The sequence below is a fragment of the Micromonospora sp. D75 genome, assembly GCF_018070405.1.
Taxonomy (GTDB): domain Bacteria; phylum Actinomycetota; class Actinomycetes; order Mycobacteriales; family Micromonosporaceae; genus Micromonospora; species Micromonospora chalcea.
Genome location: NZ_JAGPXV010000051.1, coordinates 1 through 16,846, shown reverse-complemented (window position 1 = coordinate 16,846; position 16,846 = coordinate 1). Strand labels below are relative to the sequence as shown.

Below are 16,846 nucleotides of genomic sequence, written 5' to 3'. Positions count from 1 at the left end.
GGTCGTGCAGCGCGCGGGCCGTGTCGCCGGCCTGTGCCCAGTAGACGAGCAACTGGCCGACGTCGGCCAGCGGGTCGCCGACGGTGGTGAGCTCCCAGTCGAGTACGCCCTGGACCCGCCATCGCGAGTCGAGCATGCAGTTGTCCAGGCGGAAGTCGCCGTGCACGATCCCCGAGCGGGACTGCCCGGGCGCCGCGGCCACCAGGTGCTCGTGCGCGGTCTGCAGGTCGGGCAGGTCGCGGATCCTGCTCCGCTGCCAGTTCTCGTGCCAGCGTCCGAGTTGCCGGGTGAGGTAGTCACGGCGGCGGGCCAGGCCGCCCAGTCCGATGACCTCCGGGGCGAGCCGGTGCAGGGCCACGAGAGCGTCGACGAGCGTGGGGCCGATGAGCGCGCGGTCGGCCTCGGTGGTGAGCCGCTCGACATCGGCGGGGCTGCGCAGGATCACGCCGTCGAGGTGCTCGAGTACGACGAGAGGGGCGCCGGCCACCTCGCCCGTCTCCTCGACGGCGAGCACTCGGGGCACCGGGAGGTGGCCGTGCAGACCGCGCAGGATCCGCGCCTCGCGCAGGACGTCGTGTGCGGTGGCCGGGTGGCTTCCGAGCGGTGGACGGCGCAGCACGACGACGTGGCCGGCCGCGTCGGTGGTCCGGTAGGTCAGGTTGGAGCGCCCGCCGGCGATGACCTCGTGCCGGAGGTTGCCCTGCAGCTCGGGCACCGCGCGGCTGAGCCAGGCGTCGACGCCCGCCGGGAGCCCGGCGTGCCGGGTGGGCTCGATCGGGGCCGGACCTGTCCGGGCGTGACCTGCTGCCGTCATGGGGGCGCCTCCTCTTCCGGGCACCACCCTAGCAAGCGCTTGGTTTGCCCGCGCTCAGTCGCGGGCGAGAATGCCGTCGAGGAACACCGAGACGAAGTCGTCGGCGAAGTTCGCCATGGAGTACGACGGGGTCGGCTTGAACCAGCGGACCGAGAGCCACAGCGCGTCGCGCAGCATGCCGTGCAGCACGCGTACCGGGATGTCGTTGCGGAAGTCGCCCGTGGCGATACCGGCCTCGAGCACCTGGATCCAGGCCCGCTGGATCGTGGCGGCCGCCTCGCGGATGTGCTCGTAGCCCTCGATCTTGGGCAGGTAGCCGCTCGAGTTCTGGTAGATCTCGGTCGCGTGCGGGTGGGCCTCGATGTTGGCCAGCGAACTGGTGACGAGCTTGCGCAACTGGGTCGCCGGCTTCTCCTCGGACGCCAGGACTTCGCCGTAGCGGTAGGTCAGGTCGGTGAGGTAGTCCGAGATGATCGCGTTGACCATCTCGTCCTTGGACTTGAAGTGGTGGTACAGGCTGCCGGAGAGGATCCCGACCGAATCGGCGATCTCGCGGACGGTCGTGGCATCGATTCCTTTGGCTGCGAAAAGGTGGGCGGCGTTGTCGAGGATGACCGAGCGTCGGTCCTGGGTCGTCGACATATGGGTGCTCCCGGTTCCTCGAGCAATGTGTTGGTCAAGCGCTTGCTTTATATCACTTCGATGCCTTCAGCATGATAAAGCCAGCCTCCCTTGACCGGGGTGCTCGCAATGCCTAGGGTGGCGGCCAACCAAGCGCTCGTTCGGTGCCCGGAGCCCGCGCTGCGGATCCCGATCAGCCGAGAGGGGCTGCCCGATGCCCGACCCGATTCCCGCCGTCCCGTCCGGGCATCCGTCCGCCGCCCGGCCCGACCGGGCAGCCGGCCTGCTCGCCGGCCGTGTCGTCCTCGTCACCGGCGCCGCCGGCGGGCTGGGGGCGGCGTACGCGCGCGGCATCGCCGCGGCCGGAGGCCACGTGGTCGCGGTCGACGTCGACGCGGACGGACTCGAACGGCTCAGCGGGCAGATCGCTGCGGCGGACGGCCGGGGCTCGATCCGGGTCGCCGACGTCGCGGACTGGGCGAGCGCGCACGACGTCGTGCGTGACTGCCTCGCCGAGCACGGCAGGCTCGACGGCCTCGTCAACAACGCCGGCGTCTTCGCCATGGCCCGCGCCGGCGCCGAGTCCGAGGCCACTGTGCGCCGGATGCTCGAGGTCAACGTGCTCGGCGCCATCGCCTGGGGCGACGCCGCCATCGCGGCGATGCGAGCCCAGGGGCACGGGGTCCTGGTCAACGTCACCTCGGGCGAGCAGATGGGCCGTGCCGAGACGGCCGTGTACGGGGCGACGAAGGCCGCGATCGCCACGCTCACCTACGCCTGGGCGGCCGAACTCGCCGACGTCGGGATCCGCGTCAACGCGATCTCCCCGAACGCCCAGACCCGGATGGCCGAGGTGCTCGAACAGTTCCGCGGCGTACCGAGCGGGCAGAACGCGGGCATCGCGCCCGAGGCCAACGTGCCGCTGCTGCTCTACCTGCTCTCCGACCTCAGCGCCGAACTGACCGGCCAGGTGCTGCGCTCCTACGGTCCCGAACTCATGCTGACGACCCACCCGGCGCTCGCCGAGCCCGTGCTGCGGGACACGGCGTGGACCCCGGAGCGCATCGCCGAGGCCGTCACGGCGCGGCTGCGACCGCACCTGGCGCCCCTCGGGGTACGCCGGGCGCGCATCGAATACCTCGACTGACGAGGCCGACCCGACGTCCGACCCTCCGGACGACCGCCGAGCCGACAGGAGCCCGATGTCCGCCACGACCAACCCGGTCTGCGTCAGCGGCATGGCCGCGATGTCCTGGGCCCTGCCCGAGGAGATCGCGATGTACCGGCGTACCGGTGCCGACCTCGTGGGACTGCAGCGCAGCAAGGTCGTCGCCTTCGGCGTGGCCGCTCTCGGCGACCTGCTCGCCCGGCACGACGTACGGCTCGGCTACCTCGTGCACAGCTTCACCGCCCACCCGGACGACGAGCCGGGCTGGGCGCAGCAGGTCGCGGCATTGCAGCAGGGCGTCGTGGACGCCGGCCGGCTCGGGGCCGACCTCGTCTACCTCACCTCGGGCCCGTCGGCTCACCTGACGTGGGAGGAGGCGGCCGGCCGGTTCGCCGAGCGGATCGCTCCGGTCGTGGCCATCGCCCGCGAACACGGGGTACGCCTCGCTGTGGAGAACACGCTGCCGGTCAAGTGCGACCTCAGCTTCACCCACACCGCGCGCGACGCCGTCGCCCTGGCCGACCTCTGCGGCATCGGCATCTGCCTCGACCTCTACTGCTGCTGGCAGGAGCGGGGCCTGACGGAGCTGATCCGCGACCGGGTCGGCCAGGTCGAGATTCTGCAGGTGTCCGACTTCCGGGTCGGCACCTCGACGTTCCCGAACCGGTGGGTGCCCGGAGACGGCGACCTGCCGATGGCCGGTCTGCTGGCGAGCGTGCTGCGGGCCGGCTACACCGGCGTCGTCGACGTCGAGTTGCTCGGCCCGGCCGTCGAGGCCGAGGGCGCCGAGCCGGCGCTGACCCGTTCGGTCGCGTGGACGCGTGCGCAGATCGCGGCGGCGCGTCCCTGAGCGCTCAGGGCGCGTCCGCCCATCGCGGCGCGCGCTTGGCGACGAACGCGGCCGCGCCCTCGGCCGCGTCCGGGCCGGCGAGCAGTTCGAGGGTCGCGAGCCGGTTGACCGCGGCGAGGTCGCCCACGCGGGGGTCCAGGCTCAGGTGCATGAGCCGCTTGGTCGCCCGCACCGCCGCGGGGGAGTGGGTCGCGATCCGGGCGCCCAGCTGCAGCGCGCGCGGCAGAACCTCGTCGGCCGGGACCACAGCGTTGACCAGCCCCAGCTCGTGGGCCCGGGCCGCGGCAAGCGGTTCGGCGGTCAGCCCGAGTTCCAGGGCCACGGCGACCGGCAGGCGACGCGGCAGGTCGGTGCCGCCCTCGGTGGCGGCGATGCCGCGCCCCACCTCGGGCAGCGCGAAGTAGGCGTGCTCGGCCGCGACGACGAGGTCGCAGGCGAGGGCGAGTTCGAAGCCGCCGCCGACGGCGGGCCCGTTGACCGCGGCGATGACCGGCTTGCGGTAGCCGCCGCGCAGCAGCGTCAGCGGGCTGCGGGCCACGTCGACCAGGCGCCCCTCGGCCGCGGCGCGCAGGTCCATCCCCGCGCTGAAGGACAACTCGCCCGTGCCGGTCAGCACGATCGCGCGTACGCCCGGGTCCGCGTCGTACCGGAGCAGGGCGTCGGTCATCGCCAGGAGGGTGTCGGGATCGAGGGCGTTGCGCACCTGCGGCCGATTGATCCTGACGACTCCCACCGCGTCGACGCGCTCGCGCACCACGGTGTCCATCTTCCGCCCTCCTTGGCCACAGGGTCTTGACCCTTCCCCTGGGGCTGTTAGTGTACCAACCAAGCGCTTGCTACATGGCGACCCGGCCGTGGATGCCCGGCACGCGACTCGCCCTTCGCGCTGCTCACCACCGCTCGGGCAGTGCTCCGACAGACGCAACGATGAGGGACACATGGCCGACAAGACTCTGACCGCCCGCGACGTCGTGTCGCGGCTCGAATCCGGGATGACCATCGGCATCGGGGGCTGGGGCTCACGGCGCAAGCCCATGGCCCTCGTGCGCGAGATCCTGCGTTCCGACCTCAAGGACCTGACCGTGGTCAGCTACGGCGGGCCGGACGTCGGGCTGCTCTGCGCCGCCGGCAAGGTCAGGAAGGTCGTCTTCGGTTTCGTCTCCCTCGACAGCATCGCCCTCGACCCGCACTTCCGCGCCGCGCGGCAGAACGGCGCCGTCGAGATCGCCGAGTACGACGAGGGCATGCTCCAGTGGGGGCTGTACGCCGCCGGCATCCGCCTGCCCTTCCTGCCGACCCGCGCCGGGCTCGGGTCGGACGTCCTGAAGCACAACCCCGACCTCAAGCTCGTCCAGGACCCGTACGGCACCGAGCGGCTCGTGGCGATGCCGCCGCTGCGCCTCGACGCGGCCCTCGTGCACATGAACCGCGCCGACGCCCAGGGCAACGGCCAGTTCCTCGGGCCCGACCCGTACTTCGACGACCTCTACTGCCTCGCCGCCGACCAGGCCTTCATGTCCTGCGAGCGAATCGTGCCCACGGCTGAGCTGAGCGCCGCCGGGCACTCGGCGACCATCAAGATCAATCGCCAGCTCGTCGCCGGTGTCGTCGAGACCCCGAACGGCGCGCACTTCACCTCCTGCGCCCCCGACTACGAGCGCGACGAGGCCTTCCAGCGCGAGTACGTCAAGGCCGCCGGCGACCCGCAGGCCTGGGCCAAGTTCGAGCAGCGGTACCTGTCCGGTACCGAAGATGACTACCAGGCGGCCGTCGCCGCCCGAGCCGAGGAGGTCGCATGAGCAGCGCCGCCACCGAGTCCGTGGACCAGCCCACGGGCAGCGCCACCACCGCCGACGCGCCGGTGACCCGCGCCGAGTACTGCGCGGTCGCCGTGGCGGACACGTTCGCCGGCGACGGTGAGTCCATCGCCAGCGCCTTCGGCACGATCCCGGCCATCGGCGTCCGCCTCGCCCGGCTCACCGTCGCCCCCGACCTGCTGCTCACCGACGGTGAGGCCCACTTCGTCTCCGGCTCCTGGGAGATCGGCGCGGACCCGCACGCCACCGAGGGCGTCGTCATCGAGGGCTGGAGCCCGTTCCGCACCATCTTCGACCTCGTCTGGCACGGCAAGCGGCACGTCATGATGATCCCGGTCCAGATCGACGGGCACGGCAACACCAACATCTCGGCCATCGGCGACTACACCCGGCCCAAGGTCCAGCTGCTCGGCGTACGCGGCGCCCCCGGCAACAGCATCTACCACCCGACCAGCTACTGGGTGCCCAACCACTCCACGCGCAGCTTCGTCCGGACCGTCGACATGATCTCCGGCGTCGGCACCGACAGCGCCCGGGCCGCCGGCCCGGCCGCGATCGCGCACCACGAGCTGCGGCGCGTCGTCACCAACCTCGCGGTCCTCGACTTCGGTGGCCCCGACGGCACGATGCGGCTGCTCAGCCTGCACCCCGGCGTCACGCTCGACGAGTTCCACGCCGCCACCGGCTGTGCCGTGCACGTCGAGGGCGAGGTCCCGGCCACCCGCGAGCCGAGCGCCGAGGAGCTGCGCCTCATCCGCGAGGTCATCGACCCCCGCTCGCTGCGCGACCGCGAGATCCCGGCATGAGTCAGGGCCGCGGGATGCACCCGACGCTGCGTACCCGGGCGACCGACCTGTTCGGGGTGCGGTACCCGATCGTCCAGACCGGCATGGGCTACGTCTCCGACGTACGCCTGACCACCGCGACGGCCAACGCCGGCGGACTGGGCATCCTCGCGGCCGGCCTGCTCTCCTACGACGAGCTCGTGGAGGCCGTCGAGCAGATCCAGGCCGGCACGGACGCGCCGTTCGGCGTCAACATCCGTGCCGACCAGCCGGACGTCGTCAAGCGCATCGACCTGCTCATCTCGGCCGGCGTCAAGGTCGCGTCCTTCGCGCTGGCCCCCAAGCAGGAACTCATCGCCAGGTGCAAGGACGCCGGCCTCGTCGTCGTCCCGTCGATCGGCGCGCGCCGCCACGCCGAGAAGGTCGCCGCGTGGGGCGCCGATGCCGTCATCGTGCAGGGTGGTGAGGGCGGCGGCCACACCGGCGGGGTGCCCACCAGCCTGCTGCTGCCCCAGGTCGTCGACGCCGTCGACATCCCGGTCATCGGGGCCGGCGGCTTCTTCGACGGCCGCGGCCTCGTCGCCGCGCTCGCCTACGGCGCCGAGGGCGTCGCCATGGGCACCCGCTTCCTGCTCACCAGCGACTCGCCGGTCCAGCCGTCGGTGAAGGACGTCTACCTGTCCAAGACGGTCAACGACACCGTGCTGACCCTGCAGGTCGACGGTGTGCCGCAGCGCGTGCTGCGCGCCGGCACGATCGACGAGCTGGAGCGCACCTCCGCCGCCGGCCGGCTGCTGCGGGCCGTACGCAACGCCTTCGCCTTCCAGAAGCTGTCCGGCACGCCGTGGGGCGACATGCTCCGCGAGGGCCTGGCCATGCGCAAGGCCCACGACCTGACGTGGAGCCAGGTCGTCATGGCGGCAAACGCTCCGATGCTCTACCGGTCGGCCCTGCTGGAGGGCAGGACCGACCTCGGCGTCATGGCCACCGGCCAGGTCGTCGGACTGATCGACGACGTCCCGAGCGTCGCCGAGCTCATCGACCGCATCATCGACGAGGCCACCCGGACCCTCGACCGGCTCGGCGTGCCCGCGCCGGTCGCGTCGACCCCGGCCGGGCACAAGGAGGAGTAGTCATGGGAGCACTGCAGGGACGCGTCGTCGTCGTCACCGGTGCCGGCCGCGGCCTCGGCCGTGAGCACGCCCTGCTCGCCGCCGCCGAAGGCGCCTCGGTCGTCGTCGCCGACACCGGCGCCGCCGCCGACGGCACCGGCAGCGACCCCTCTGTCGTCGAGGCCGTCGCCGCCGAGATCACGAACGCCGGCGGGCGGGCCGTGGCCAGCACCGCGGACGTCGCCACCACCGAGGGCACCCGCGAGCTGCTCGCGCTCGCCCGCGACACCTACGGACGCGTCGACGGCCTCGTCAACAACGCCGGCATCCTGCGGGACCGGATGTTCGTCAACATGAGCGAGGACGACTGGGACGCGGTCATCCGTGGCCAGCTCCGCGCGACGTTCGCGCCGTGCCGGGTGTTCGCCGACCACTGGCGCACCGAGTCCAAGGCCGGCAACCAGCCGGTCGCCTCGATCGTCAACGTCTCGTCGACCTCGGGCATCATCGGCGCCGTCGGGCAGACGAACTACGGCGCGGGCAAGGCCGGCATCGCCGCCCTCACCGTCATCCTCGCCCAGGAGATCAGCCGCTACGGCGTACGCGTCAACGCGATCGTCCCGGTCGCGCGTACCCGGATGACCCAGGACCTGCCCGGCATCGGCGAGATGGTCGCCGCCCCGGCCGACCCCGCCGTGTTCGACGTCTACCACCCGGGCAACGTCTCCCCGCTCGTCGCCTGGCTGCTCACCGCCGACGTGCCGGTGACCGGCGAGGTGTACTACGCCAAGGGCGGCGAGATCCGCCGCTGCGCGCCGTGGAGCTACGACTGGACGATCGACAAGGGCGCCCGCTGGACCGTCGAGGAGATCGCGAAGGAGATGGCCGCCCGTGTCTGACACCGGTCACACCGACGTCGCCGACTGGGCCGGCCCGGCCCACGGGCTGCTCTCCGGGCGTTCGGTGCTCGTCACCGCCGCGGCCGGCACCGGCATCGGCTTCGCCACGGCGCGCCGCGCCGCGGAGGAAGGCGCGCGTGTCGCCGTCAGCGACCGCCACGAGCGCCGCCTCGCCGCGTCGGCCGACGAGATCGAGCGCCTCACCGGGACCCGGCCGCTCGCGGTGCCCTGCGACGTCACCGACCAGGCCCAGCTCGACCACCTCATGGACACCGTCGCCGCCGAGTTCGGCGGCATCGACGTGCTCGTCAACAACGCCGGCCTCGGCGGCACCGCGGCGGTGCAGGACATGACCGACGAACAGTGGGATTCCGTCCTGTCGGTGACCCTGACCTCGACATTCAAGGCGACCCGGTCGGTGCTGCGGCACATGATCCCGGCCGGCAGGGGGGTCATCGTGAACAACGCCTCCGTCATCGGCTGGCGCGCCCAGAAGGGGCAGGCGCACTACGCCGCGGCCAAGGCCGGAGTCATGGCGCTGACCCGCTGCGCGGCCCTCGACGTCGCCGAGCACGGCATCCGGGTCAACGCGGTGTCCCCGAGCATCGCGATGCACGCCCATCTGGCCAAGGTGACCAGCGACGAGCTGCTCGCCCAGCTCTCGGCCCAGGAGGCGTTCGGCCGGGCCGCGACGCCGTGGGAGATCGCCAACGTGATCGTCTTCCTCGCCAGTGACTACTCGTCGTACATGACCGGCGAGGTCGTGTCCGTCTCGAGCCAGCACCCGTGACCACCCGCTGCGCGCCGGCGACCGTGCCGGCTCGCAGCGGACCAACGAAAGGAGCACGTCGTGGCCAACCCCGACGCGCAGGGCGTCACCGGCGCCCCCTTCCGGCTCGACGTCGAACGCGGCAAGATCCGCGAGTTCGCGCTGGCCACCGGCGCGGCTGACGCGGACTACCTGCGGGAGGAGAACCCGGTCGTACAGCCGACGTTCCTCACCACGACGTTCTTCTGGCAGGGCGAGGACTCCAACCCGTGGTCCGCGGTCGAGCTCGACCAGCAGCGCGGCCTGCACGCCGAGCAGCAGTACACCTTCTTCGGCGAGCCGCCCCGCGCCGGCACCCGGCTCACCTGCCAGTCGCGCATCGGCGAGATCTACACCAAGGTGGGGCGTCGCGGCGGGGAGATGACGTTCGCCGTGATGTACACCGACTTCCACGACGAGACCGGGCGTCTCGTCGCCCGCGCCAAGCTCACCGGTGTCGAGACGGCCCGCCCGCCGGTCACCGGGGACGGAGCGTCCGCATGAGCGACACGACGGCCACCGCCGGGCCCCGTACGACAGAGGTCGCCCTGCCCGTCCCGGCGACCCCTCCGGCGCGCACGTACGGCCCGGTGACCCGCACCGACTTCGTCCGCTACCAGGGTGCCTCGGGCGACATGAACCCGATCCACCACGACGAGGTCTTCGCCAAGGCGGCCGGGTTCCCGAGCCCCTTCTCGGTGGGCATGTGGCAGGCCAGCCTGCTCGGCACCTACGCCACCGACTGGCTCGGCGGCCCCAACGTGCGCGACTTCCGCATCCGGTTCCTGGCCCAGGTGTGGCCCGGCGACGTCCTCACCCTCGACGGCGTTCCGCTGCGCACCTACGTGCTCGAAAGCGAGGACGGCCGTGAGGGCCGCGTCGACGTCGAGCTGACCTGCCGGCGGCAGAGCGGCGACAAGGCCGTCACCGCGTGGGCGACATTCGTCCTGCCCCTCGACGTCGCCGTCGAGGCCGGCGAGCGGCCCGAGACCACCGAGGAGCAGGGATGAACCCCACGAGCCACCCGTCGGTGACGACGACCGTGCACGCCGACGGGATCGCCGAGATCGTCGTGGACAACCCGCCGGTCAACGCGCTGCCGGTGGCCGGCTGGTTCGCGCTCGCCGCCGCCCTCGACGCCGCCGGCGCCGACGAGTCGGTGCGGGTCGTGCTGCTGCGCGCCGAGGGCCGCGGCTTCAACGCCGGCGTCGACATCAAGGAGATGCAGCACACCGACGGCTTCACCGCGCTGCTCGGCGCCAACCGCGGCTGCTACGCCGCGTTCAAGGCCGTCTACGAGTGCCCCGTCCCGGTCGTCACTGCCGTCCACGGCTTCTGCCTCGGTGGCGGCATCGGCCTGGTCGGCAACTCCGACGTCATCGTCGCCTCCGACGACGCCACCTTCGGCCTGCCCGAGGTGGACCGCGGCGCCCTCGGCGCGGCCACCCACCTGTCCCGGATGGTGCCCCTGCACCGGATGCGCGCCATGGTCTACACCTCGGCCACCGCCACCGCCCTGGAGCTGCACGCGTACGGCTCGGTGCACAGCGTCGTACCCCGGGAACGGTTGCGCGCGACGGCGCTCGCCGTCGCGACCAGCATCGCCGAGAAGGACCCCACGGTGATCCGCGCCGCCAAGGCCTCGCTCAACGGCATCGACCTGTGGGACGTCAACCGCAGCTATCGCTTCGAGCAGGGCTTCACCTTCGAGCTCAACCTCACCGGGGTCGCCGACCGGATCCGCGACGAGTTCGCCGGCACCGACAAGGCGGCGCGCCCGGGCAGCGAGGGCTGAGCCGTGCGGTCGATGGTGGTGCGCGAGCTCGGCGGTCCCGAGGTGCTCACGGTCACCGACGGGCCGCAGCCGCAGCCCGGACCGGGGCAGGTGCTCGTCGACGTCGCCGGCGCCGGGGTGAACTTTCCCGACGGCCTCATCGTCGCCGGCACCTACCAGACCAAGCCGGAACTGCCGTTCGTGCCCGGCTGCGAGGTCGCCGGCACGGTCGCGGCGCTCGGCGACGGGGTGACCGGCCCACCCGTCGGCACCCGCGTCGTCGGCTTCTGCGGCATCGGCGGCTACGCCACCCAGGTGCTCGTCGACGCGCGCATGGTCCACCCGTTGCCCGACGGCGTCGACCTCGTCGAGGCGAGCACGATCCCCGTGGTCTACGGCACGTCCTACCACGGCCTCGTCGACCGGGCCCGCCTCGCCGCCGGCGAGACGCTGCTCGTGCTCGGCGCCTCCGGCGGCGTCGGCCTCACCGCCGTGCAGATCGGCAAGGCCCTCGGCGCGACGGTGATCGCGGCCGCGTCGAGCGAGGACAAGCGTGAGCTGTGCCTGACGCACGGCGCCGACCACGCCATCGGCTACGACGACCTGACCGCGACGGTGCGCGCGCTGACCGGCGACGACGGTGCCGACGTCGTCTACGACCCCGTCGGTGGCGACGCGGCCACCGCGGCGCTGCGCGCCCTCGCGTGGGCCGGGAGGTTCCTCACCGTCGGCTACGCGGCGGGCGCGATCCCGCAGGTCAAACTCAACCGGCTGCTGCTCACCGAGGGCGCGGTGCTGGGCGTCCTCTGGGGCGCCTGGGCCAGGCGCGACCCGGCGGCGAACGCCGCCAACATGACGACGGTGCTGGAGTGGATCGCCGCCGGCCGGCTGAGGCCGCACGTCAGCGAGGTCTTCCCGCTGGAGGAGGCCGCCCGCGCGCTCGGCACGCAAGATCGCCCTCCGCACGAGCACAGGCAAGGAGTGACGGTGGCTGACGCGACCGACCTGACCCGGATGGACCTCGGCCCCGGCCCGCGCGCGAGCGAACTGCTCGCGACGTTGCGCACGTTCATGACCGAGCACGTCTACCCCGCCGAGAAGGTGTACGCCGCCCAGCTCGCCGCCGCGGCCCGCGAGAACGGCGGGGTGTCCCACGTCCTGCCGCCGGTCGTCGAGGAGCTGAAGGCGACGGCGCGCACGCTGGGGCTGTGGAACCTCTTCCTGCCCGACCTGTCCGGCCTCACCAACGTCGAGTACGCCTACCTGGCCGAGGAGACCGGACGCTCGCCCTACCTGGCCCCCGAGGCGATGAACTGTGCCGCGCCGGACACCGGCAACATGGAGCTGCTGCACATGTTCGGCACGCCCGAGCAGAAGCAGCGGTGGCTCACCCCGTTGCTCGACGGCACGATGCGCTCCGGCTTCTCGATGACCGAGCCGGACGTGGCCTCCTCCGACGCGCGCAACATCGCCACCTCGATCGTGCGTGACGGCGACGAGTACGTCATCAACGGACGCAAGTGGTGGACGACCGGCGCCGCGGACCCGCGCTGCGCCGTCCTCGTGCTGATGGGCAAGACGGACCCGGAGGCGGCCGTCTACCGGCAGCAGTCCATGATCCTCGTACCGGTCGACACCCCCGGGGTGACGATTCTGCGGTCGCTGCCGATCTTCGGTTACCACGACCAGCACGGCCACTGCGAGATCCGGTTCGACGACGTGCGGGTGCCGGTGACGAACCTGCTCGGCGCCGAGGGCGAGGGTTTCGCCATCGCCCAGGCCCGCCTCGGCCCGGGCCGCATCCACCACGCGATGCGCTGCGTCGGCATGGCCGAGCGGGGCCTCGAGCTGATGGTGCGCCGGACGACGGCCCGCGAGGCGTTCGGCGGTCCGATCTCCGACCAGGGCGTGGTGCGGAACTGGATCGCCGAGTCCCGCATGGAGATCGAGCAGGCGCGCCTGCTCGTGCTCAAGGCGGCGTGGCTCATCGACCAGGTCGGGATCCAGGGCGCCGCGACCGAGATCGCCGCGATCAAGGTCGTCGCGCCCCGGGTCGCCCGCAACGTGCTGGACCGTTCGATCCAGGCGCACGGCGGCGGTGGGGTCACCGACGACTTCCCGATCGCCCGGATGTGGGCGAGCGCCCGCATCCTCGGCATCGCCGACGGCCCGGACGAGGTGCACCTGCGCACGGTGGCGCGTACGCAACTGCGCCGCTACCGCGACACGCCGGCGACGGTTTCCGCCGGGACGGGACGGGACTGAGATGGATCTGACCTGGTCGGAGCAGGACGAGCAGTTCCGTGCGGAGGCCCGCGACTGGCTCGCCGCGAACGTGCCGCGGCAGCCGCTGCCCTCCGGCGACACCGCGGCGGGCTTCGCCGCCCACCTGGAGTGGGAGCGGGCACTGCACGCGGACCGGTGGTCGGTCGTGTCGTGGCCGCAGGAGTACGGCGGCCGCGAGGCCTCGATCTGGCAGTGGCTCATCTTCGAGGAGGAGTACTACCGGGCCGGCGCGCCGCAACGGGTGACGCAGAACGGCATCTTCCTGCTCGCCCCGACGATCTTCGAATTCGGCACGAAGCAGCAGCAGGACGAGCTGCTGCCGCGGATGGCGGCGGCGCAGGACCTGTGGGCCCAGGGCTGGTCCGAGCCGGGCGCGGGCAGCGACCTGGCCGGGATCAGCTCCCGGGCGGTACGGGACGAGCAGGCCGGCGGGTGGCGCCTGAGCGGGCAGAAGACCTGGTCGACCCGGGGCGCGTTCTGCACCCACCTGTTCGGGCTGTTCCGTACCGACCCGCAGGCGCAGCGGCACCGCGGACTGACGTACTTCCTCGTGCCGCTGGACACCCCGGGCGTGACGGTGCGCGGGTTCGACCGGCTCGACGGTGACGAGGGCTTCGCCGACGTGTTCTTCGAGAACGCGTTCGTACCGGACTCGGCGGTCCTCGGCGGCGTCGACCAGGGCTGGTCGGTCGCGATGTCGACGACCGGCTCGGAGCGGGGACTGACGCTGCGCTCACCGGGGCGTTTCCTCAAGGCGGCAGCCGCGCTCGTGGCGCTCGCGGGCGAGCGGGGCGAGGCCGCGACCGACCTGCTCCGCGACCGGGTGGCGCGCTCGTGGATGCAGGCGCACGCCTACCAGCAGTTCACGCTGGCTCAGGTCACCGACATCGTCGAGGGTCGTCCGGCCGGCGCACGTTCGAGCCTCAACAAGGTCTTCTGGTCCGAGCTGGACATCGCGTTGCACGAGACGGCGCTGGAACTGCTCGGCCCGGACGCGCTCGTGGACGGCCCGTGGACCCGCGGCTACCAGTTCTCGCTGTCGGGCCCGATCTACGCGGGCACCAACGAGATCCAGCGCAACATCATCGCCGAGCGCCTGCTCGGTCTGCCGAGGAGGTGATCACGCGTGCGTTTCGCTCCGAGTGACGAGCAGCGGGAGCTGGAGGCGGTCGTCCGTCAGGTGCTCACCGACCGCTGCCCGCCGCAGACGGTACGGGCCGGAGCCGGATCGGCGCAGGTGGCCGCACTGGCCGAGAGCCTGGCCGGTCTCGGCGTTGCGGGGCTGCTGGTGGCCGAGGACGACGGAGGGCTGGGCCTGGACGAGAACCACCTCGTGTCGGTCTTCGCGCAGATCGGGTACGCCGCCGCGCCGCTGCCGCTCACGGCGACCCTCGCGGTCGCCCCGGCGGTGCTCGCCGCGGGCGCTCCGGACCTGCTGGCGAAGCTCGTCGACGGGGGCCTCATGGTCGGCGCCGACCCTGCGGAGACCGGGCATGTCGCGTTCGGTTCCGGTGTCGACCTGGTGCTGCGTGGCGGCTTCGGTGGGACGGGGCGCATCGAGATTCTCGACGTGTCCGACGCGGCGGTCTCGACGTCGCCGTCGGTGGACGTCGCGCTGGACCTGACCGGGTACGCAGGCGCGCGGCTCGTGGCGGCGGTGGACGACCCGCAGGTGGTGCGGCTGGCCTGGGAGCGCGGGGTGCTGGCGACCTCGGCCGAGCTCATCGGGCTGTCCCGGCGGATGCTCGACCTCACTGTCGAGCACGTCCGCACCCGGGAGCAGTTCGGGGTGCCGATCGGCAGCTTCCAGGCGGTCAAGCACCACCTCGCCACGGCGCTGCTGCACCTGGAGTTCGCCGTACCGGTGGTGGCGACGGCCGGGTTCGAACTGGCCGCGGGCCTTCCGGGCCGGCTGCGTTCCCTGGCGACGGCCAAGGCGCTGGCGTCCGAGGCGGCGCACGTCGTGGGCCGGGCCGCCCTGCAGTGCCACGGCGCGATCGGTTACACGACCGAGTACGACCTGCACCTGTTCCTCAAGCGGTCGTGGGCTCTGGAGTCGTCGTGGGGCAGCGCCGCCTGGCACCGGGCGGCTCTGCTGGACGACCTCGGTGTCGGCCTGACCGGCGTGCGCCCCGCGTCCTGACCGCCGGCCCCGCACGACGTACACCGACCCGTGAGAAGGAGATCCAGATGAGCGAGACCAGCGGCGTGGACCCGCAGGCGGCGGCGGAGGTCGTCCGGTACGAGACGCGGGGGCCGGTGGCCGTCGTGACGATGAACCGGCCGGAGTACCGCAACGCGCAGAACTCGGCGATGACCTACGCGCTCGACGACGCGTTCTACCGCGCGGCCGCGGACGACGAGGTGAAGGTCATCGTCCTGGCGGGCGCGGGGAAGCACTTCTCGGCCGGCCACGACATCGGTACGCCGGGCCGGGACATCGACTCGTCGTTCGACAGGCGGGCCGGACTGTGGTGGGACCATGTGGGCAAGGCCGGGGCCGACAGCCGGTTCGCCCGGGAGTCCGAGGTGTACCTCGGGATGTGCCGTCGCTGGCGTGAGCTGCCCAAGCCGATGATCGCGATGGTGCAGGGAGCGTGCATCGCCGGGGGCCTCATGCTCGCCTGGTCGTGCGACCTGATCGTCGCCTCGGACGACGCGTTCTTCGCCGATCCGGTCGTCCGCATGGGGATCCCCGGCGTCGAGTACTTCGCCCACCCGTGGGTGATGGGTCCGCGCTTCGCCAAGGAGTTCCTCTTCACCGGCGACCGGATGCCGGCGGCGCGCGCCGCCGAGCTGGGCATGGTCAACCGGGTGGTCGCCAGAGACGAGCTCGAGGCGGAGGTCATGGGGCTCGCCGCACGGATCGCGCAGATGCCGCGTCTGGGTCTCGCGCTGACCAAGAAGGCGGTCAACCAGGCCGAGGACCTCATGGGCCTGCGGGACGGAATGGATTCGGTGTTCGGGCTGCACCACGTTGCGCACGCGCACAATGCCGAGGTGGGCAGTGACTCCCTCGGTGGCCAGGACGCCCGGAGCATGCGTGACGCCGCGAGACAGGAAGGGTGATCGAAGCGATGAATATCGTCGTACTCGTCAAGCAGGTGCCTGATTCGGGCGCGGACCGCAGCCTGCGTTCTGACGACAACACCGTCGACCGCGGTTCGGCGAACAACGTGATCAATGAGATGGACGAGTACGCCATCGAAGAGGCGTTGAAGATCAAGGAAGCGCATGGTGGTGAGGTCACGATCCTGACGATGGGTCCGGACCGGGCGACCGAGTCGATCCGTAAGGCGTTGTCGATGGGCCCGGACAAGGCCGTGCATGTGGTGGATGACGCGCTGCACGGTTCCTGCGCGGTGGCGACCTCGAAGGTCCTCGCCGCGGCGCTCGGGCAGTTGGGCGCCGATCTGGTTCTGTGCGGTGCGGAGTCGACCGACGGGCGGGTGCAGGTGATGCCGCACATGATCGCCGAGCGGTTGGGTGTGGCGGCGCTGACCGGCGCGCGGAAGCTGACCGTCGATGGGTCGGCCCTGACGGTGGAGCGGCAGACCGAGGAGGGCTACGAGGTGGTGACCGCCTCGACCCCGGCTGTGGTCTCCGTGTGGGACACGATCAACGAGCCGCGGTACCCGTCGTTCAAGGGCATCATGGCCGCGAAGAAGAAGCCGGTGCAGACGCTCTCCCTGGGCGACCTGGGCGTGGCCCCGGCGGAGGTGGGCTTCGACGGCGCCACCAGCGCGGTGGTGGAGCACTCGAAGCGGCCGCCGCGTTCCGGCGGGGAGAAGATCACCGACGAGGGCGACGGCGGCGTGAAGCTGGTCGAGTTCCTCGCCTCCGAGAAGTTCGTGTGAGAGGTCGCTGACATGTCTGAGGTTCTCGTCGTCGTCGAAGCCACGCGTGAGTTCG

18 protein-coding genes and 1 pseudogene are annotated in these 16,846 nt (G+C 72.1%); 16 read left to right on the top strand and 3 right to left on the bottom strand.

Features of this window, described 5'->3' with window-relative positions:
* Both KBX39_RS05475 and KBX39_RS05470 read right to left on the bottom strand, forming a co-directional pair.
* The coding region (locus KBX39_RS05475; RefSeq protein ID WP_210869427.1) for a phosphotransferase family protein at positions 1 to 814 on the bottom strand (814 nt) is incomplete at its 3' end.
* Between the two features lie 54 nt (positions 815 to 868).
* Positions 869 to 1,456, bottom strand: coding sequence for a TetR/AcrR family transcriptional regulator (locus tag KBX39_RS05470; protein ID WP_043324821.1), 588 nt, complete (start codon positions 1,454 to 1,456; stop codon positions 869 to 871).
* A 193-nt stretch (positions 1,457 to 1,649) separates the two neighbouring features.
* On the opposite strand from KBX39_RS05470, the gene KBX39_RS05465 reads away from it, so the two are divergent.
* Both KBX39_RS05465 and KBX39_RS05460 read left to right on the top strand, forming a co-directional pair.
* Positions 1,650 to 2,582, top strand: a complete 933-nt coding sequence (locus KBX39_RS05465; protein WP_210869425.1) for an SDR family NAD(P)-dependent oxidoreductase — start codon at positions 1,650 to 1,652, stop codon at positions 2,580 to 2,582.
* 55 nt (positions 2,583 to 2,637) lie between these two features.
* Entirely contained in the window at positions 2,638 to 3,453 is an 816-nt protein-coding gene (locus KBX39_RS05460) for a sugar phosphate isomerase/epimerase (RefSeq protein ID WP_210869423.1), read from the top strand.
* A gap of 4 nt (positions 3,454 to 3,457) precedes the next feature.
* Here the strand turns inward: KBX39_RS05460 and KBX39_RS05455 are convergent, their stop codons facing one another.
* On the bottom strand, positions 3,458 to 4,219 hold the full coding sequence (locus KBX39_RS05455) for an enoyl-CoA hydratase/isomerase family protein (protein WP_069090081.1): 762 nt from the start codon (positions 4,217 to 4,219) through the stop codon (positions 3,458 to 3,460).
* 172 nt (positions 4,220 to 4,391) lie between these two features.
* Between KBX39_RS05455 and KBX39_RS05450 the strand changes: the two genes are divergently transcribed.
* From KBX39_RS05450 to KBX39_RS05390, 14 genes and pseudogenes are all read left to right on the top strand, one after another.
* On the top strand, positions 4,392 to 5,252 hold the full coding sequence (locus tag KBX39_RS05450; RefSeq protein WP_043324819.1) for a CoA transferase subunit A: 861 nt from the start codon (positions 4,392 to 4,394) through the stop codon (positions 5,250 to 5,252).
* Positions 5,249 to 6,076 (top strand): CoA-transferase subunit beta, encoded by an 828-nt coding sequence (locus tag KBX39_RS05445; protein WP_205797172.1) that lies wholly within the window; start codon positions 5,249 to 5,251, stop codon positions 6,074 to 6,076. Before KBX39_RS05450 ends, KBX39_RS05445 begins: the two co-directional genes overlap by 4 nt.
* 14 nt (positions 6,077 to 6,090) lie before the next feature.
* Positions 6,091 to 7,188, top strand: a complete 1,098-nt coding sequence (locus tag KBX39_RS05440) for a nitronate monooxygenase (RefSeq protein WP_210869430.1) — start codon at positions 6,091 to 6,093, stop codon at positions 7,186 to 7,188.
* A 2-nt stretch (positions 7,189 to 7,190) separates the two neighbouring features.
* Positions 7,191 to 8,066 (top strand): SDR family NAD(P)-dependent oxidoreductase, encoded by an 876-nt coding sequence (locus KBX39_RS05435; RefSeq protein ID WP_210869421.1) that lies wholly within the window; start codon positions 7,191 to 7,193, stop codon positions 8,064 to 8,066.
* Positions 8,059 to 8,856: an SDR family oxidoreductase gene (locus tag KBX39_RS05430; RefSeq protein ID WP_064446329.1), complete on the top strand. Its 798-nt coding sequence runs from the start codon at positions 8,059 to 8,061 to the stop codon at positions 8,854 to 8,856. The genes KBX39_RS05435 and KBX39_RS05430 overlap by 8 nt, the downstream gene beginning before the upstream one ends.
* 60 nt (positions 8,857 to 8,916) lie before the next feature.
* The gene (locus KBX39_RS05425; RefSeq protein ID WP_043324817.1) at positions 8,917 to 9,378 is read left to right on the top strand and encodes a MaoC family dehydratase N-terminal domain-containing protein; all 462 of its coding nucleotides are present in this window, start codon (positions 8,917 to 8,919) and stop codon (positions 9,376 to 9,378) included.
* A complete protein-coding gene (locus tag KBX39_RS05420) occupies positions 9,375 to 9,884 on the top strand; it encodes a MaoC/PaaZ C-terminal domain-containing protein (RefSeq protein WP_043324816.1) in 510 nt (169 codons plus the stop codon). Before KBX39_RS05425 ends, KBX39_RS05420 begins: the two co-directional genes overlap by 4 nt.
* Positions 9,881 to 10,669 (top strand): enoyl-CoA hydratase family protein, encoded by a 789-nt coding sequence (locus tag KBX39_RS05415; RefSeq protein WP_210869418.1) that lies wholly within the window; start codon positions 9,881 to 9,883, stop codon positions 10,667 to 10,669. Before KBX39_RS05420 ends, KBX39_RS05415 begins: the two co-directional genes overlap by 4 nt.
* A gap of 12 nt (positions 10,670 to 10,681) precedes the next feature.
* A pseudogene (locus tag KBX39_RS33165) lies at positions 10,682 to 11,578 on the top strand (NADPH:quinone oxidoreductase family protein); the annotation flags it as partial.
* An 84-nt stretch (positions 11,579 to 11,662) separates the two neighbouring features.
* The gene (locus KBX39_RS33160) at positions 11,663 to 12,913 is read left to right on the top strand and encodes an acyl-CoA dehydrogenase family protein (RefSeq protein WP_051611501.1); all 1,251 of its coding nucleotides are present in this window, start codon (positions 11,663 to 11,665) and stop codon (positions 12,911 to 12,913) included.
* Between the two features lies 1 nt (position 12,914).
* Positions 12,915 to 14,054 (top strand): acyl-CoA dehydrogenase family protein, encoded by a 1,140-nt coding sequence (locus KBX39_RS05405; protein WP_210869414.1) that lies wholly within the window; start codon positions 12,915 to 12,917, stop codon positions 14,052 to 14,054.
* Positions 14,055 to 14,060: 6 nt separating this feature from the next.
* On the top strand, positions 14,061 to 15,077 hold the full coding sequence (locus tag KBX39_RS05400; protein ID WP_210869412.1) for an acyl-CoA dehydrogenase: 1,017 nt from the start codon (positions 14,061 to 14,063) through the stop codon (positions 15,075 to 15,077).
* Positions 15,078 to 15,124: 47 nt separating this feature from the next.
* Positions 15,125 to 16,003, top strand: coding sequence for an enoyl-CoA hydratase (locus tag KBX39_RS05395; protein WP_051611025.1), 879 nt, complete (start codon positions 15,125 to 15,127; stop codon positions 16,001 to 16,003).
* An 8-nt stretch (positions 16,004 to 16,011) separates the two neighbouring features.
* Positions 16,012 to 16,791: an electron transfer flavoprotein subunit beta/FixA family protein gene (locus KBX39_RS05390; RefSeq protein WP_210869410.1), complete on the top strand. Its 780-nt coding sequence runs from the start codon at positions 16,012 to 16,014 to the stop codon at positions 16,789 to 16,791.
* Positions 16,792 to 16,846 lie beyond the last annotated feature (55 nt).

Bases quoted from the DNA above. Each gene is read 5' to 3' on its own strand.
- KBX39_RS05470 (WP_043324821.1), bottom strand. From the start codon at position 1,456: ATGTCGACGACCCAGGACCGACGCTCGGTCATCCTCGACAACGCCGCC.
- KBX39_RS05465 (WP_210869425.1), top strand. From the start codon at position 1,650: ATGCCCGACCCGATTCCCGCCGTCCCGTCCGGGCATCCGTCCGCCGCC.
- KBX39_RS05460 (WP_210869423.1), top strand. From the start codon at position 2,638: ATGTCCGCCACGACCAACCCGGTCTGCGTCAGCGGCATGGCCGCGATG.
- KBX39_RS05455 (WP_069090081.1), bottom strand. From the start codon at position 4,219: ATGGACACCGTGGTGCGCGAGCGCGTCGACGCGGTGGGAGTCGTCAGG.
- KBX39_RS05450 (WP_043324819.1), top strand. From the start codon at position 4,392: ATGGCCGACAAGACTCTGACCGCCCGCGACGTCGTGTCGCGGCTCGAA.
- KBX39_RS05445 (WP_205797172.1), top strand. From the start codon at position 5,249: ATGAGCAGCGCCGCCACCGAGTCCGTGGACCAGCCCACGGGCAGCGCC.
- KBX39_RS05440 (WP_210869430.1), top strand. From the start codon at position 6,091: ATGCACCCGACGCTGCGTACCCGGGCGACCGACCTGTTCGGGGTGCGG.
- KBX39_RS05435 (WP_210869421.1), top strand. From the start codon at position 7,191: ATGGGAGCACTGCAGGGACGCGTCGTCGTCGTCACCGGTGCCGGCCGC.
- KBX39_RS05420 (WP_043324816.1), top strand. From the start codon at position 9,375: ATGAGCGACACGACGGCCACCGCCGGGCCCCGTACGACAGAGGTCGCC.
- KBX39_RS05415 (WP_210869418.1), top strand. From the start codon at position 9,881: ATGAACCCCACGAGCCACCCGTCGGTGACGACGACCGTGCACGCCGAC.
- KBX39_RS33160 (WP_051611501.1), top strand. From the start codon at position 11,663: ATGGACCTCGGCCCCGGCCCGCGCGCGAGCGAACTGCTCGCGACGTTG.
- KBX39_RS05405 (WP_210869414.1), top strand. From the start codon at position 12,915: ATGGATCTGACCTGGTCGGAGCAGGACGAGCAGTTCCGTGCGGAGGCC.
- KBX39_RS05395 (WP_051611025.1), top strand. From the start codon at position 15,125: ATGAGCGAGACCAGCGGCGTGGACCCGCAGGCGGCGGCGGAGGTCGTC.
- KBX39_RS05390 (WP_210869410.1), top strand. From the start codon at position 16,012: ATGAATATCGTCGTACTCGTCAAGCAGGTGCCTGATTCGGGCGCGGAC.